The following is a 15,401-nucleotide window of genomic DNA, read 5'->3' as shown; positions in this document are numbered from 1 at the left end:
GGCAGTCTCGAAAGCATGGACAAGCAGACCATCTCGCGCGACGGGACCCCCATCGCCTACGAACGCTCCGGTAAGGGCCCGGCGGTCGTCCTCGTGAGCGGCGCGATGTCCACGGGCGCCACGGTGGCGCCCCTGGCCGCACGCCTCTCGGACCGTTTCAGCGTCATCGTGTACGACCGCCGGGGCCGGGGCTCGAGTGGCGACACGGCGCCGTACGCGGTCGACCGCGAGGTCGAGGACCTGGCGGCGCTCATCGAGGCCGCGGGCGGCGAGGCGTCGCTGTACGGCGTCTCGTCGGGCGGCGCGCTCGTGCTGCGGGCGGCTGCGAGCGGGCTGCCGGTGCGTCAGGTCGCGGTGTACGAGGTGCCGTTCGCCGACTACGGGGAGGGCGGCGCCGAAGAGCGCGCGGAGTACACCCGGAATCTCACCGAGGCGCTCGCGGCCGGGCGGCGCGGGGACGCGGTGGAGCTGTTCCTGAGGCTCACCGGCCTGGCCGAGGCGGTGATCACGACCGCCCGCCAGTCCCCCATGTGGGCGGACATGGAGGCGATCGCGCACACCCTCGCCTACGACGACGCCGTGATGGGCGAGGGGCTGGTGCCCCGGGAGCGGCTGGCCTCGATCACCGTGCCGGTCCTGGCCGTCGCGGGCGACGCGAGCCCTCCGTGGCTGCGCAGGGCGGCCGAGGCGATCGCCGAGGCGGCGCCCCGAGGCACGCACCGCACGCTGGAGGGCCAGACCCACATGGTGGATCCCGAGGTGCTCGCGCCGGTGCTGGCGGAGTTCTTCGACCGGTAGCCGCCGGGGACCGCGGGCTACGCCACCGCGGTGGTCGCCCGCACCGTGGACGCGATCGTCGCCGAGCCCACCACGCGCGTGCCGTCGTACAGGACGATGGCCTGGCCGGGGGCCACACCGCGCACCGGCTCGGCGAAGCGGACCCTCAGTTCGCCGTCGGCCAGTTCCGCGGTCACCTCGGTCTCGCCGCCGTGGGCGCGGAGCTGGGCCGTGTAGGTGCCGGGGCCGGCCGGGGCGGTTCCGCACCAGCGGGGCTTGATGGCGGTCAGGGCGGAGACGTCCAGGGCGGACGCGGGACCGACGGTCACCGTGTTCGTGACCGGGGAGATGTCCAGGACGTAGCGCGGCTTGCCGTCCGGGGCGGGGGTGCCGATCCTGAGGCCCTTGCGCTGGCCGATCGTGAAGCCGTACGCGCCGTCGTGCGTCCCCAGCCTGGCGCCGGACTCGTCGACGATGTCGCCCTCGGCCTTGCCGAGCCGGCGGGCGAGGAAGCCCTGGGTGTCGCCGTCGGCGATGAAGCAGATGTCGTGCGAGTCGGGCTTCTTGGCGACCGCGAGGCCGCGGCGCTCGGCCTCGGCGCGGATCTCGTCCTTGGTGGTGAGCGTGTCGCCGAGCGGGAACATGGCGTGCGCGAGCTGCTGCTCGTCGAGCACGCCGAGGACGTACGACTGGTCCTTCGCCATGTCGGAGGCGCGGTGCAGCTCGCGGGAGCCGTCGGGCAGCGTCACGATCTTCGCGTAGTGGCCGGTGCAGACCGCGTCGAAGCCCAGCGCCAGCGCCTTGTCGAGCAGCGCCGCGAACTTGATCTTCTCGTTGCAGCGCAGGCACGGGTTCGGGGTGCGTCCGGCCTCGTACTCGGCGACGAAGTCCTCGACCACGTCCTCGCGGAACCTGTCGGCGAGGTCCCAGACGTAGAACGGGATGCCGATGACGTCCGCGGCGCGGCGGGCGTCGCGCGAGTCCTCGATGGTGCAACAGCCGCGCGCGCCCGTGCGGAACGACTGCGGGTTCGCGGACAGCGCGAGGTGGACGCCGGTCACTTCGTGGCCCGCCTCGGCGGCGCGGGCGGCGGCGACGGCGGAGTCGACCCCGCCGGACATGGCGGCGAGGACGCGGAGGGGGCGCTGCGGGGTGTCAGTCATAGCTCTTCAAGGGTACGGGGCCGTGGGAACCGCTGTGGGCGAGTATCCGTTGACGATCACAGCGGGGATCACCTGGGGGATCACATGACGGACAAGGACGCCGACCGGCGGCTCGGGCGGCGGGCGCTGCTCCTCGGTGGCACGGCGGCCGCCGTGGGCACGGCCGTGCTGGCGCGGCAGGAGCTGGCGCATGTGTGGTGGCGGCTGCCCGGCGTCGAGAAGCCGCGGGTGGAGGGCGCGGTCGACTTCCCCGGTGCCCGGTGGCTGGCCGCGTCGCCGGCGAACCTGCGGCGCGCGGACCGGCCGGACGACTACGGCATAGACCGTGTGATCATCCATGTCACCCAGGGCGGCTACAGCAGCGCGGTGAAGGTGTTCCAGGACCCCGGGCACGGTGCGGCGGCCCACTACATCGTGCGCCGGGACGGCCGGGTCACGCAGATGGTCCGCGAGCTGGACGTGGCGTTCCACGCGGGCAACCGGGAGTACAACGAGCGCAGCGTCGGCATCGAGCACGAGGGGTTCGTGGAGCAGGCGTCGTCCTTCACCGACGCGATGTACGCGGCGTCGGCGCGGCTGACGGCGGCGGTCTGCGGGCGGTACGGGATACCCGTGGACCGTGAGCACATAATCGGGCACGCCCAGGTGCCGGGGACGGACCACACGGATCCGGGGCCGCACTGGGACTGGGGGCGGTACATGGGGCTCGTGCGGCGGGAGCGGACGGCATCGGCCCGTTAGGGCCCGGAGGCTCCGGGTCAGGTCAGTCCCGCCGTGCGCGCGCGCTCCACCGCGGGGCCGATCGCCTTCGCGACCGCCTCCACGTCGGCCTCCGTGGACGTGTGGCCGAACGAGAAGCGCAGGGTGCCGCGGGCGAGGTCCGGGTCGGCGCCGGTGGCGAGCAGGACATGGCTCGGCTGGGCCACCCCTGCCGTGCAGGCGGAGCCCGTGGAGCACTCGATGCCCTGTGCGTCCAGCAGCAGGAGCAGGGAGTCGCCCTCGCAGCCGGGGAACGTGAAGTGGGCGTTGGCCGGGAGCCGGTCCACCGGGTCGCCGCCCAGGATCGCGTCCGGGACCGCCTTGCGGACCTCCTCGATCAGGTCGTCGCGCAGGGCGCCGATCTCGCGGGCGAACCACTCGCGTTGCTCGGCGGCGAGCCGTCCGGCGACCGCGAAGGAGGCGATGGCGGGCACGTCCAGGGTGCCGGAGCGCACATGGCGTTCCTGGCCGCCGCCGTGCAGCACCGGGACGGGGCTGTACTGGCGGCCGAGGACCAGCGCGCCGATGCCGTACGGGCCGCCGATCTTGTGGCCGGAGACCGTCATCGCGGCGAGGCCGGAGGCCTCGAAGTCGACGGGGACCTGGCCGAAGGCCTGGACGGCGTCCGCGTGCAGCGGGACGTCGAACTCGCCTGCGGTCTCGGCCAGTTCGCGGACCGGCATGACGGTGCCGATCTCGTTGTTGGCCCACATCACGGTGGCGAGGGCGACGTCGTCGGGGTCGCGGGCGATGGCCTCGCGCAGGGCCTCGGGGTGGACGCGGCCGTAGGAGTCGACGGGCAGGTACTCGACGGTGGCACCCTCGTGTTCGCCGAGCCAGTGGACGGCGTCCAGGACGGCGTGGTGTTCCACGGGGCTGGCGAGGACCCGGGTGCGGGCCGGGTCGGCGGCCCGGCGGGCCCAGAACAGGCCCTTCACGGCGAGGTTGTCGGCCTCGGTTCCGCCGGAGGTGAAGACCACCTCACTGGGGCGGGCGCCGAGGGCTTCTGCGAGGGTCTCGCGGGCCTCTTCGACGGTTCGCCTGGCGAGGCGGCCCGATGCGTGCAGCGAGGAGGCGTTGCCCGTGACTCCGAGGTGCGCGGTCAGGGCCTCTGCCGCCTCGGGGAGCATCGGGGTGGTCGCGGCGTGGTCGAGGTATGCCATGGTGACGCCAATTCTAGGCCCCACCTCTTCGGCGGCCGGTGCGGGCGGGCCTCGGCGCAGCCGCACCCGGCTTGGTGACGGCGCCGGTCAGAAGCTCCAGGACACCGTGTGGTCCATCTGCATGAACGTCACCAGGAGCACCAGGTCCGCCACGCCCAGGCCGAGGCCCAGCAGGGCGCGGCCCCGGCGGGTCGTGCCGCGCCACAGGGCCACCGCGGCCAGGACGATGGCGATCGGGCCCAGCACGAGGTTCAGGACGAGCAGGCCGAGCAGGCCGAGGATGAAGGACGCCACGGCCATGCCGTTCGCGTCGCGCATCCCGGTACGGCGGGCCGGAGCGGCGGTGTCCTCGCCGCGTGCGGCGTTCTCCTTGGTTCGTACGGCGGTGAGTTGCATGACGGTCAGCTCCCGAGAGTCGAAGGACGTACGGCGGTTCTAGTGGGCCGACGTGTGCCGACGGCGCCCGTGCCGCTCGCGGACCGCGAAGACCAGGAGCCATACGGCGATGACGGCCGCGGCGACGAGGGTGAAGGAGAGCGGGGCGTGGGCCACGGTGCCCAGGACGGTGCCCAGCAGCAGGAGCGCGGCGACGAGGAACAGCATGGGACGAGATCCCCCTTCGGGATGCGTCTCGTTACGTTTCGGTGAACGGTTGTAGTTACAGTTGTTCACTGACTTCCCAGTCTAGCGCGTGGCATGGCTTTCCAATTCCAGAGAACAGTTGTTAACTGCATGGCATGAGTCACACCCTCGGCATCCGGCAGGTCCAGAAGCAGAAGACCCGGCAGGCGCTGCTGGACGCGGCGCTCGGTCTGCTGGAGGAGCAGAGTCTGAGCAGCCTGGGGCTGCGCGAGGTCACCCGTGCGGTCGGCGTCGCGCCGACCGCCTTCTACCGGCATTTCCGGTCGACCGCGGATCTCGGCGTGGCGCTGGTCGAGGAGGCCCTCGGCAGCCTCCACCCGATGATCGGGTCAACGGTCTCCGCGACCGGCGACAGCGACGAACGCATCGAGCGCGCCGTCGGCCTGATCGCCCGTCATGTGGACGCGTACCCCGCACACGTACGGTTTATCGCCCGCGAACGGCACGGCGGTGTCCAGCCGGTGCGGGAGGCGATACGCAGGCAACTCGCCCGGTTCGCCGAGGAGGTGAAGGTCGCCCTGGCCGAGCATCCCGAGTCCGCGGGGTGGAGCGACGAGGACCTGCTGATGCTCGCCGGTCTGTACGTCGACCAGATGCTGATGACCGCGTCCCAGTTCCTGGAGGCCATGGAGGGCGCTGCCGAGGACCGGGAACGGGTGGCCCGGCTCGCCGTCCAGCGGATGCGGCTGATCAGCATCGGCCGCCACCACTGGAAGGCGTGACGCGCGGGCGACAGCCCCGCCGAACCACCTTGCTCACCTGCGTATTCGTGCCGGGGCTCAGCCCTCACGCCGGTACAGGGCCGTGACGGAGGCCGCCGCCCGCGCCAGTTCCTCGCGGGCCTCGGGCGGGTCCAGGACCTCCAACCGGTCGGCGAACATCAGCAGTTGGCGCACCTCGCGGACGAACCCGTACGAAAGCCGGGCGGTCACCCAGGGGCTCTCGCCGTCGTCCTCGGGAAGGGCGACGAGCGCGGAGGCGGCCAGCCGCTGGAACATGTCCAGAATGGCGCGGCGCACCCGGACCGTCACCTCGAAGCCGTCCGGCCGCTCCTCGACCTGCCGGCGCAGCACGTCCCAGACGTCGGCGAGTTCGACACCGGGGCGCCGCCGCACCGGGTCCGGCAGCAGGGTCGCCGAGCGCACCCGGTCCGCTCGGAACAGCCGGGGGGTGCCGCGGCGGTCGGCGACCAGGTACCAGACGCCGGCCTTCGAGACGAGCCCGTACGGGTCCACGGTGTACGTGCGCGGTGCGGTGGCTCCGCTGTGCCGGTAGCGCAGCCTGAGGCGGCGGTCGGCGAACACCGCGTCCTGGAGGGTGTCCAGGTCGACGGCGGACTGCGGGCCGCCCTTCCAGCGTGTGGCGTCGACCAGGATGCGGCGGCTGGTGGCCTCGGCGGCCGGGCGGTGCGGGGCGGGGAGCGCCGCCATCACCTTGCGCAGCGCGGAGCCGAGGGCGGCGTCCAGGCCGAGCGCGGCGTGCGCGCCCTGGGCGGCCAGGATGAACAGGGCGCGGGACTCGTCGGCGGTCAGGCCCGTGACGTCCGTACGGAATCCGGCGAGCAGTTCGATGCCGCCATGCCGTCCGCGCTCCGCGTACACCGGGACGCCGGAGGCCGAGAGGGCCTCGATGTCGCGGTAGATGGTGCGCACCGACACCTCGAGCCGCTCGGCGAGTTCGTGGGCGGGGACGCGGCCGCGGGTCTGGAGCAGCAGGAGTATCGACAGCAGGCGGTCCGACTTCACGGGCGACAGGATCGCGGGTAGGGGGACCGGGGCGCAAATGTTGACGGAAACTGTCAGGTTATGGCGCGACCCTGTCTGCGTCCCTCGAGGACCCGAACAGAACGGAGAGGACCGCCATGACCACGGATACCGCCAGGACCAGCGACACCGCGACGACCACCCACACCGCCACGACCACCGACAACGTGATCGACCCCCGCCCCGTGTACGCCCGCGCCGCCGAGCAGGCCGCCGCACTGATCGAGACCGTACGGCCCGGGCGGCTCGAGGGTCCGACGCCGTGCACGGAGTTCGACGTACGGACGCTGCTGTCGCACATCGTCGGCGGCACCCTGCGGATCGCACAGGTCGGCGCGGGCGGCGACGGGCTGGCCGTGCGCCCGTTCGTGGACGGCGTCCCGGACGACGGCTGGGCCGCCGCGTACGACGAGGCCAGGTCCGCGGTGCGGCGGGGCTGGGCGGACGACGGCCGGCTGGACGCGGCGGTGCGCGTGCCGTGGGGGGAGGCGCCGGGGCGCAACGCGCTGTCCGGTTATGTGATGGAGTGCGTGGCCCACACCTGGGATCTCTGGCAGGCCCTGGGGCGGCCCGGTGACCTGGACCCCGAACTGGCGGAGTTCGCGCTCGCGGTGGCCCGCCTCGTCCTGCCGGAGGTGGAACGGGGTGACGACGTGCCGTTCGCGTCGGCGGTTCCGGTCCCCGAGGGGGCGGACGCCTACGCGCGCCTGGCGGCGTGGCTCGGTCGTCGGCCGCTGGACGGGTAGGGCGGGGGGTGCGCGGCGGGTGCGGCGGGGATGGGTTTCGCCCCCGCCGCCCTTACCCGTTCCCATCCCCAGGGGCTTCGCCCCTTCGACCCCACCAGGGGCTCCGCCCCTGGGACCCCGGCGGGGACTCCGTCCCCCACCCCCTGGCGGGGCTCCGCCCCTGCGCCCCGGCTCCACCGCCCGCCCGGACCCGGCACAGCTCCGCCCAGCGCCCCGGCTCCACCGCCCGCCCGGACCCGGCACAGCTCCGCGCCCGCGGACCCGGCGTGGGCCGCCTCACGGGCCGTTTGGCCTGCGGTACGGCGGTTCAGGGGTTCGGGTCAGGTCAGTTTGACGCGGGCCAATTGGCGGGACTGGGCGACCAGGCGGTCGTCGGTGTCCCAGACCTCCGCGTCCTCCTCCAGGAAGCCGCCGGCCAGGTTGCGTGTGGTGATCGAGACGCGCAGTGGGCCCGGAGCCGGGCGGGAGCGTACGTGTACGGTCAGCTCGATCGTCGGTACCCAGCCGGAGATTCCCAGCTCGAAGGCGGTGGGCGGCAGCGCGTCCACCGCGAGCAGCAGGGACAGGGGGTCGGCGTCCCGGCCATCGGCGAGGCCGAACCAGGCCCGCATCTCGCCCTTCCCCGAGGGCGCGCCGAGCGCCCAGCCCAGGGTCGCGGGGTCCAGCTTGAGCATCAGCCGGTCCGTGATGGCCGAGCTGCCGGGGACCGGCGCCGGGCCGTCCTCGGGGCCGAAGCACTGCTCCAGGGGCGGCATCGCGGGCGGCCGCGCGCTCGTACGGACGTCGTCGGGAAGGGAGTCCAGGTCGCCGTAAGAGGCGAGGACGCGGATGCGCTCCACCTCGTGGCCCTCCTCGTCGTACTGGAAGAGGGACGCCTGGCCCGTGGAGAGGGTGCGGCCGGTGCGCACCACGTCCGTGCGCACGACCGCCGGGCCCGGCTGGGAGGCGGTCAGGTAGTGCGCCGAGACGGTGAACGGGTCCGGGTGCGGCAGGGCGTCCGCGAGGGCGCGGCCCAGGACCGCCAGCAGATAGCCGCCGTTGACGGCGTTGATGATCGTCCAGCCCGCGGAGAGGTCGATGTCGTAGACGCCGGGTTCCCGCCGGGTGACGGCGGTGTCGCGGTCGAACTCGCTGTCGCCGATCGTGGCCCGCGCGGCCGGTGCGGTAGCTGCTTCTGGCATGCCAGAACCGTACAACAGGAAATTACTAAGCAGTAGCTTTTAGGTGTGTCGAGTAGATGACGTCCCGCCGGACCTCAGGACGAATTTCGGCCGTTCTCCGGTGAGGTTTTGGCAATTTCTCGGTAAGTGTCCCCACTCGTCCGTGACCGACGGCCCGCTGTCTCCCTCTCAGAAGACGTACAGCCCGTTCCGCCCGTTCACAGGAAGAGCCGCATAGCCGATGAGCCTGACCGGGACGCCGTTCCTCATCACGTCGATCGTCCTCTTGGCGGTCGCCCTCATCCTGCCTCTGCTCCTGTGGTCGCGACTGCGGGGCCCGATGGTGCTGCGCCAGGCCGTCCGGGTGCTCATGCTCGTGTTCGCCCAGGCGACGGCGGTCACCCTCGTCTTCGTCCTGGTGAACAACGCCAACAGCCTCTACGACAACTGGTCCGACCTGTTCGGCACGGGCGACCACGTGCAGCAGGCCGCCGATCTCGGCAAGGACGGTACGGGCGGCATCCAGGTCAAGGCTCTGCCCAAGGTCAAACAGACATTCACGCCGGCCGACGGCCCGGGCATGCACGCGGCCGGCGGGGTGGAGGTCACCCAGCTCAAGGGCCGGGTCTCCGGCGTCGACGCCGAGGTCTACGTGTGGCTGCCGCCGCAGTACAACGACCCCGCCTACAAGGACAAGAAGTTCCCGGTGGTGGAGCTGCTGTCCGGCTACCCGGGCTCGGCCAAGGCCTGGTTCGGCTCGCTGAAGGTGCACGAGCAGCTGCTGCCGCTGATGAAGAGCGGGCAGGTGGAGCCGTTCATCCTGGTGTCGCCGCGCACCAACCTCATCGCCAAGGTCGACACCGGCTGCGCGAACATCCCGGGCGCCGTGAACGCCGACACCTGGCTCAGCATCGACGTGCCCAAGATGATCACGGACAACTTCCGCGCCCAGGCCGCCCCGGACGGCTGGGCGGCCGCCGGGTACTCCGCAGGAGCGCACTGCGCCGCGAAGCTCGTGGTCGCGCACCCCGACCGCTACCGGGCAGCGATCAGCCTGTCCGGGTACAACGACCCGATCGGCGAGCGCAGCTCGCTGGCCGCGCGGAGCGTCGCGCTGCGCCGGGCGAACAACCCGTACTTCATCCTGAAGGGCTACCGCACCCCGCCGCGGATCTCGCTCTACCTGTCCGGCGAGGACGGCGACGGCTACCAGGCGGCCGCCGCGCTGCAGGCGATCGCGAAACCGCCGACGCTGGTGCGCGCGGTGCGGATCCCGCGCAGCGCCGGCGGGCACAGCATGGCCCTGTGGCGGCCGCAGATCCCGACGGTGTTCACCTGGCTGAGCCAGCAGATGACCGGCCAGGCCACGGGGAGTCTTCCTCAGCCACATTGGACCGCCGGTTCCAAGCGCGCGGAGCTCGCCAGTGGTACCTCATCGCCATCAGGCGTAGTACGAAAGCGGTGACGACCGCGAGCCCCGAGGTGAACGGGGTCAGCGCGTCGAAACGTATGCAGAGCGCGATCATGGTGGCCCCGACGATCGCCGGGACCGCGTAGAGGTCGCGGTCCCAGCGCAGCAGCGAGGGCACCTCGTTGGCGAGGACGTCGCGCAGGACACCGCCGCCCACGGCCGTCGCGAGGCCGAGGGCGGCGGACGCGGTCAGGCCGAGTCCGTAGTCGTACGCCTTCGTCGTCCCCGCGACGCAGAACAGCCCGAGACCGGCCGCGTCGAAGACGTTGACGGCGACCTGGATGCGCTCCACCTGCGGATGGAGGAAGACCACCAGAAGAGCGGCGAGCAGCGGGGTCAGGAAGTACCCCAGATCCGTGAACGCGGCCGGCGGCACGGCGCCGATGACCACGTCCCGGAACAGCCCTCCGCCCAGCGCGGTGACCTCGGCCAGCACGGCGATGCCGAAGACGTCGAAGTTCTTGCGGACGGCCAGCAGCGCGCCGGAGATCGCGAAGACGAAGATGCCGACGAGGTCCAGCGTGTGCTGGACGGAGGGGCTGAACAATTGCTGGAGCACCCTTATATTCTCACCCATCCATGAGGGTGCACCTTACAAAGCAAGGCGAACACGCGATTGCGCCGAGGTTACAGTGACGGCTTGCCCGTGGTGAAGATCCACTTCTGGAACAGGTCGTCGAGTCGCTGCCCCGAGATCCTCTCCGCGAGCCGGATGAAGTCGCCGGTGTTCGCGTTGCCGTAGCGGTGGAGCCCGGTCCAGGCGGGCAGCAGCTCGAAGAACGCCCTGTCACCGATGCGCTCGCGCAGCGCCTGGAGCGTCATCGCCCCGCGCTGGTAGACCGCGGAGGCGAACATGGTGTCGCGCTGCGGATCGGCCACCTTGACCTGCCAGAAGGCGTTGTCGGCGGGGCGGGCGTCGTACGCCGCGACGAAGGAGTCGTGCGCCGAGCGGGTGCCCTTGTGCTCGGCCCACAGCCACTGGGCGTAGGTCGCGAAGCCCTCGTTGAGCCAGATGTCCTTCCAGTGCGCCACCGAGACCGAGTCGCCGAACCACTGGTGGGCCAGCTCGTGCACGATCGTCGTCTCGTTGCGGACGGCCGAGTACGCGGGCTTCGACTGCACCTCCAGGGAGAAGCCCGCCTCGGGCATGTCGTCGACGATGGCTCCGGTCTCCTCGAAGGGGTACGGGCCGAAGACCTTCGACCAGTAGTCGGTGGCCTCGGCGGTGACGGCGTACACGTCGACGCTGTTGCTGTTCTTCAGGACCGGATCGATGGCGACGTAGATCGGGATCCCGGACGGCGTCTTCCCGGTCCGCACGTCGAACTTGCCGATGGTCGCCGTCGCCAGGTAGGTGGCCATCGGCTTGGACTCCCGCCAGTGGGTGACGGTCTGGTCCCCCTTGTCGTACGTCGATATGAGCCGCCCGTTGGAGACCGCGGTCAGGCCCTTGGGCGCCTTGATGCGGATGTCATAAGTGGCCTTGTCGGAGGGGTGGTCGCTGGACGGGAACCAGGTGGAGGCGGCGTTGGGCTCGCAGGCGACGAAGACGCCGTCGGCGGTCTTCATCCACCCGTACTTGGAGCCGAACACGATGGGGCCGCCGAGGGGCTGCGGGATGCCGCCGTAGGTGACGGCGACCGTGAAGTCCCGGCCCTTGGGCAGAACGCCGCGCGGGGTGATGCGGATCTCGTCGCCCTGGCGCGTGAACCGGGCGGGTCTGCCGTTCACCTCGACCCTCGTGACCTGAAGCTGCTGCAGGTCCAGGTCGAAGGAGGTCAGGCTCTGGGTGGCACGGGCCGTGATCGTCGTACGGCCGTCGAGGCGGCCGGTGTCCGGGGCGTACGCCACGTCGAGGGCGTAGTGGCGGGCGTCGAAGCCGCCGTTGCCGAGCTGCGGGAAGTAGGAGTCGCCGATGCCGTCGGAGCCCGGGGCCGGGGCGGAGGACGCCGCGACGGCGAGGAAGGAGGCCGCCGCGGTGGCCAGAACCCCTAAGCGCGCCGAACGTGCCGAACGGGAGAGTGCCATGGAGTCATCCCTTCGAGCGTGCGCCGATCAGTCGATCGGACGGTCACGCCAGACTCTGCACTCACCCGTTCGGTCATGTGCATGACTTTGCCAACTTGTCATGCCTTACTTGTCGGTTGACTCCTGACGGTCCGCCGCCGCGGGCTTGTCGGGAGCGGGCTCCTCCGCGTCCGCCTCGCCGGCGGGCTCCTCCGAGTCCGCCTCGTCGGAGGTCTCGTCCGCGGACTCCTCGCTCGCGGGCTCCTCCGCGGACTCCTCGCCCGCGGGTTCGGAGGCCTCCTCGGCGGAGGGTGCTTCCGTGTCCTCGGAGCCGTCGGACGCCGCGGACACCTCGGATGCCTCCTCGGTCGCAGCCGGCGCACCGGAGGCCTCGGCCTCCGCCTCGACCGCCGCGGCCACCGCCGCCGACGTCTCCGCGGACTCCGCCAGCACCTCGTCGGCGACCAGCTTCGCCGCCTCCTTGGCGTCGGAGAGCAGCACCGTGTCCTGCGGGGCCTGGTCCTCGAAGTTCTCCGGGTGGTGGCAGGCCACCCGCTGCCCCGGCTTCAGCTCCAGCAGCTGCGGCTCGGTCGTCCGGCAGATCTCCGTCGCCTTCCAGCACCGCGTGTGGAAGCGGCATCCGCTCGGCGGGGCGATCGGCGAGGGGACGTCGCCCTTGAGCAGGATGCGCTCGCTCTTGGCGTTCTTCCGCTTCGGGTCCGGGATCGGCACCGCCGACATCAGCGCCTTGGTGTACGGGTGCATCGGCGCCTTGTACAGCGAGTCGCGGTCGGCGAGCTCGACGATCTTGCCGAGGTACATCACCGCGATCCGGTCCGAGACGTGCCGGACGACCGACAGGTCGTGCGCGATGATCACATACGTCAGCCCCAGCTCCTGCTGGAGGTCGTCGAGCAGGTTGACGACCTGCGCCTGGATCGACACGTCGAGCGCGGAGACCGGCTCGTCGGCCACGACCAGCTTCGGGTTGAGCGCGAGCGCCCGGGCGATGCCGATGCGCTGGCGCTGACCGCCGGAGAACTCGTGCGGATAGCGGTTGTAGTGCTCGGGGTTGAGACCCACGACCGACAGCAGCCGCTGCACTTCCTTCTTGATGCCGCCCTCGGGCGTGACGCCCTGGAGCCGGAAGGGCGCGCCGACGATGGTGCCGATGGTGTGGCGCGGGTTCAGCGACGAGTACGGGTCCTGGAAGATCATCTGCACATCGCGGCGCAGCGGGCGCATCCCGCTCACGCCGAGGTGCGTGATGTCCTTGCCCTCGAACTCGACGGTGCCCTCGGTCGGCTCGAGCAGCCTGGTGATCAGCCGGCCCATGGTGGACTTGCCGCATCCGGACTCGCCGACGACGCCCAGGGTTTCACCGGACTTGACCTCGAAGTCGAGGCCGTCGACCGCGCGCACGGCGCCGACCTGCCGCTGCAGCAGGCCCTTGCGGATGGGGAAGTGCTTCTTGAGGCCGGTCACCTTCAGCAGGGTCTCGCCGGGTGCGGCGTCCTTGGCGAGGGTGGCACCGTCGCTCTGCGCAGGAATCGTCACTGCCGCTTCCTTGGAGTTCTCGCTCACAGCTTCGGCGCAATCTCTTCGGTCCAGATACGCTCCCGCTGCTCCCGCGACATGTGGCAGGCGGCCCAGTGCCGGCTGCCGACCTCGGTCAGCTCGGGCCGGACGGTGCGGGTGACGTTGTCCTTCGGGACGTCGGCGTACGGGCAGCGGGGGTTGAAGGCGCAGCCGGACGGGACGTTGATCAGGGAGGGCGGTGAGCCCTTGACCGGAATAAGGCGCTCCTGCTGCTCGCGGTCCAGGCGCGGCATCGAGCCGAGCAGGCCCCAGGTGTAGGGGTGGCGGGGCTCGTAGAACACCTTCTCGGCCGGCCCGCGTTCCACGCAGCGGCCGCCGTACATCACCAGGATGTCGTCGGCCAGCTCGGCGACGACGCCCAGGTCGTGGGTGATGATGATGACGGCGGAGCCGAACTCCTTCTGCAGATCGCGCATGAGGTCGAGGATCTGCGCCTGGACGGTCACGTCCAGGGCGGTGGTCGGCTCGTCCGCGATGAGCAGTTCGGGGTTGTTGACCAGCGACATCGCGATCATCGCGCGCTGGCGCATACCGCCGGAGAACTCGTGCGGGTAGTTGTCGACCCGCTTGTCGGGCTGCGGGATGCCCACCCGGTCGAGCATCTCGATCGCCCGCTTGCGGGCGGTCTTCTTGTCGACGTCGTGGTGGATCCGGTACGCCTCCACGATCTGCTGGCCGATCGTGTAGTACGGGTGCAGCGCGGACAGCGGGTCCTGGAAGATCATCGCCATCTCGCGACCGCGCATCTTCCGTACCTGGTCGGGGTCGGCGGACAGCAGCTCGGTGCCGTTCAGCCAGATCTCGCCGGAGATCTGCGCCTTGCGCTTGCCGTACTGGCCCGTGGTGTGCAGGCCCATGATGCCGAGCGAGGTGACGGACTTGCCGGAGCCCGACTCGCCCACGATGCCGAGGGTCTTGCCCTTCTCCAGCCGGAAGCTGAGCCCGTCGACGGACTTCACCAGACCGTCGTCGGTCGGGAAGTGCACCTTGAGGTCGCGCACCTCCAGGAAGGCGGTCGGCGCGGGCGAGGAACTCGTGGGTTCACTCACGGCTGCTCCGGTCTTGCTGAGTTCGCTCATGAGAGCCTCACTCGGGGGTCGATCACGGCGTACAGAACGTCCACCACGAGGTTGGCGATGAGCACCGCGAGGGAAGTGATCAGGGTGACGCCGAGGATGATGGGCAGGTCCTGGTTCCTGATGGCGTCGAGCACGGCACGGCCGAGGCCCGGCAGGTTGAACGTGGACTCGGTCAGGATGGCGCCGCCGATGAGCGCGCCGAGGTCCATGCCGAGCATGGTCAGGATGGGCGTCATCGTCGAGCGCATGGCGTGCTTGCCGATGACGGTCTGTTCGCGCAGGCCCTTTGCGCGGGCGGTGCGGATGTAGTCCTCGCCGAGGATCTCCAGCATGGTGGCGCGGGTGATCCGGGCGTACATCGCCGCGTACAGGAACGCGAGGGTGATCCACGGCAGGATCATTCCGCCGAACCAGCCGCCGACGCTCTGGTCGAGGGGCACGTACTGCGCGTCGATCCACTTCAGGCCGAAGGCGAAGATCGCCAGGCTGAGCAGGCCGGTGAAGTAGATGGGGAGGGACACACCCGCCAGGGCGACGACCATCGCGCCGCGGTCCCAGATGCTGCCCCGCTTGAGCGCGGAGAGCACCCCCGCCGCGATGCCGAAGATCAGCCACAGCACGGCGGCGCCGAGCGCGAGACCCAGGGTCACCGGGAAGCGGTCGGTCAGCACCGGCCAGACGGCCTGTTCACTGCGGAAGGAGTAGCCGAAGCACGGTGCGGCGCAGTGGGTGACGTCACCGCCGGCCGCGTACGTGCGGCCCGCGAAGATGCCCTTGAAGAACTCCCAGACCTGGACGTAGATCGGGTCGCCGAGGCCCAGCTTCTCGCGCACCGCCTCCACGGCGGCCGGGTCGGCCTGCTTGCCCACGAAACTCGCGGCGATGTCGACGCCCGCCCACTTCGGGACGAGGAAGAAGATGCCGAAGACCACCATGACGATGACCACAAGCATCACTGCGGCGGCGAACAGCCGCCTGATGAGGTAAGCGAGCACAGCTAACGGCCCGCCGCGGACCGCGGGCCGCCGGAGGTTGTCCGGTGGCCCGCGGTCACGCCGCGCCGGCCTTCACC

The 15,401-nt window shown here is 71.1% G+C and carries 15 protein-coding genes and 1 pseudogene; 5 read left to right on the top strand and 11 right to left on the bottom strand.

The annotated features are described in order from the left end of the window. Positions 1 to 15 precede the first annotated feature (15 nt). On the top strand, positions 16 to 798 hold the full coding sequence (locus ACFYZE_RS26190) for an alpha/beta fold hydrolase (RefSeq protein WP_388998781.1): 783 nt from the start codon (positions 16 to 18) through the stop codon (positions 796 to 798). Positions 799 to 815: 17 nt separating this feature from the next. Here ACFYZE_RS26190 and mnmA read toward each other — a convergent pair whose 3' ends face one another. Further along, complete coding sequence (mnmA, locus tag ACFYZE_RS26185; RefSeq protein ID WP_388998778.1) at positions 816 to 1,940, bottom strand: tRNA 2-thiouridine(34) synthase MnmA; 1,125 nt, start codon at positions 1,938 to 1,940, stop codon at positions 816 to 818. Positions 1,941 to 2,024: 84 nt separating this feature from the next. Here mnmA and ACFYZE_RS26180 point away from each other — a divergent pair, with 84 nt between their 5' ends. After that, the gene (locus ACFYZE_RS26180) at positions 2,025 to 2,681 is read left to right on the top strand and encodes an N-acetylmuramoyl-L-alanine amidase (protein WP_388998775.1); all 657 of its coding nucleotides are present in this window, start codon (positions 2,025 to 2,027) and stop codon (positions 2,679 to 2,681) included. A 17-nt stretch (positions 2,682 to 2,698) separates the two neighbouring features. Here ACFYZE_RS26180 and ACFYZE_RS26175 read toward each other — a convergent pair whose 3' ends face one another. The 3 genes from ACFYZE_RS26175 to ACFYZE_RS26165 form a co-directional block, all read right to left on the bottom strand. Then, positions 2,699 to 3,862 carry a cysteine desulfurase family protein gene (locus ACFYZE_RS26175; RefSeq protein ID WP_388998772.1) on the bottom strand — a complete coding sequence of 388 codons (1,164 nt, stop codon included), beginning with the start codon at positions 3,860 to 3,862 and terminating at the stop codon, positions 2,699 to 2,701. Positions 3,863 to 3,949: 87 nt separating this feature from the next. Beyond that, positions 3,950 to 4,258, bottom strand: coding sequence for a DUF4190 domain-containing protein (locus ACFYZE_RS26170; protein WP_388998770.1), 309 nt, complete (start codon positions 4,256 to 4,258; stop codon positions 3,950 to 3,952). 39 nt (positions 4,259 to 4,297) lie between these two features. Beyond that, positions 4,298 to 4,465: a hypothetical protein gene (locus tag ACFYZE_RS26165; protein ID WP_388998767.1), complete on the bottom strand. Its 168-nt coding sequence runs from the start codon at positions 4,463 to 4,465 to the stop codon at positions 4,298 to 4,300. 134 nt (positions 4,466 to 4,599) lie between these two features. Here ACFYZE_RS26165 and ACFYZE_RS26160 point away from each other — a divergent pair, with 134 nt between their 5' ends. Further along, positions 4,600 to 5,226 carry a TetR family transcriptional regulator gene (locus tag ACFYZE_RS26160; protein WP_388998764.1) on the top strand — a complete coding sequence of 209 codons (627 nt, stop codon included), beginning with the start codon at positions 4,600 to 4,602 and terminating at the stop codon, positions 5,224 to 5,226. A 57-nt stretch (positions 5,227 to 5,283) separates the two neighbouring features. On the opposite strand, the gene ACFYZE_RS26155 is transcribed toward ACFYZE_RS26160, so the two are convergent. Then, positions 5,284 to 6,249 (bottom strand): helix-turn-helix transcriptional regulator, encoded by a 966-nt coding sequence (locus ACFYZE_RS26155; RefSeq protein WP_388998761.1) that lies wholly within the window; start codon positions 6,247 to 6,249, stop codon positions 5,284 to 5,286. Positions 6,250 to 6,365: 116 nt separating this feature from the next. Between ACFYZE_RS26155 and ACFYZE_RS26150 the strand changes: the two genes are divergently transcribed. Beyond that, positions 6,366 to 7,013, top strand: coding sequence for a TIGR03086 family metal-binding protein (locus ACFYZE_RS26150; protein ID WP_388998759.1), 648 nt, complete (start codon positions 6,366 to 6,368; stop codon positions 7,011 to 7,013). A gap of 320 nt (positions 7,014 to 7,333) precedes the next feature. Here the strand turns inward: ACFYZE_RS26150 and ACFYZE_RS26145 are convergent, their stop codons facing one another. Continuing rightward, positions 7,334 to 8,194, bottom strand: a complete 861-nt coding sequence (locus tag ACFYZE_RS26145) for a thioesterase family protein (protein WP_388998757.1) — start codon at positions 8,192 to 8,194, stop codon at positions 7,334 to 7,336. A gap of 220 nt (positions 8,195 to 8,414) precedes the next feature. Here ACFYZE_RS26145 and ACFYZE_RS26140 point away from each other — a divergent pair. Continuing rightward, positions 8,415 to 9,215: pseudogene (locus ACFYZE_RS26140) on the top strand (alpha/beta hydrolase); the annotation flags it as partial. A gap of 289 nt (positions 9,216 to 9,504) precedes the next feature. Here ACFYZE_RS26140 and ACFYZE_RS26135 read toward each other — a convergent pair. The 5 genes from ACFYZE_RS26135 to ACFYZE_RS26115 form a co-directional block, all read right to left on the bottom strand. Then, positions 9,505 to 10,203, bottom strand: coding sequence for a trimeric intracellular cation channel family protein (locus tag ACFYZE_RS26135; RefSeq protein ID WP_388998976.1), 699 nt, complete (start codon positions 10,201 to 10,203; stop codon positions 9,505 to 9,507). A gap of 68 nt (positions 10,204 to 10,271) precedes the next feature. Next, complete coding sequence (locus ACFYZE_RS26130) at positions 10,272 to 11,672, bottom strand: M1 family metallopeptidase (protein WP_388998754.1); 1,401 nt, start codon at positions 11,670 to 11,672, stop codon at positions 10,272 to 10,274. 105 nt (positions 11,673 to 11,777) lie between these two features. Next, complete coding sequence (locus ACFYZE_RS26125; protein ID WP_388998751.1) at positions 11,778 to 13,208, bottom strand: ABC transporter ATP-binding protein; 1,431 nt, start codon at positions 13,206 to 13,208, stop codon at positions 11,778 to 11,780. Between the two features lie 23 nt (positions 13,209 to 13,231). Then, positions 13,232 to 14,329: an ABC transporter ATP-binding protein gene (locus tag ACFYZE_RS26120; RefSeq protein WP_388998748.1), complete on the bottom strand. Its 1,098-nt coding sequence runs from the start codon at positions 14,327 to 14,329 to the stop codon at positions 13,232 to 13,234. Beyond that, positions 14,326 to 15,324: an ABC transporter permease gene (locus tag ACFYZE_RS26115; protein ID WP_103838005.1), complete on the bottom strand. Its 999-nt coding sequence runs from the start codon at positions 15,322 to 15,324 to the stop codon at positions 14,326 to 14,328. Before ACFYZE_RS26115 ends, ACFYZE_RS26120 begins: the two co-directional genes overlap by 4 nt. Between the last annotated feature and the right edge of the window lie 77 nt (positions 15,325 to 15,401).

Source organism: Streptomyces sp. NPDC001796 (genome assembly GCF_042892355.1).
Lineage (GTDB): Bacteria > Actinomycetota > Actinomycetes > Streptomycetales > Streptomycetaceae > Streptomyces.
This window is presented reverse-complemented; position numbering and strand designations above follow the sequence as displayed.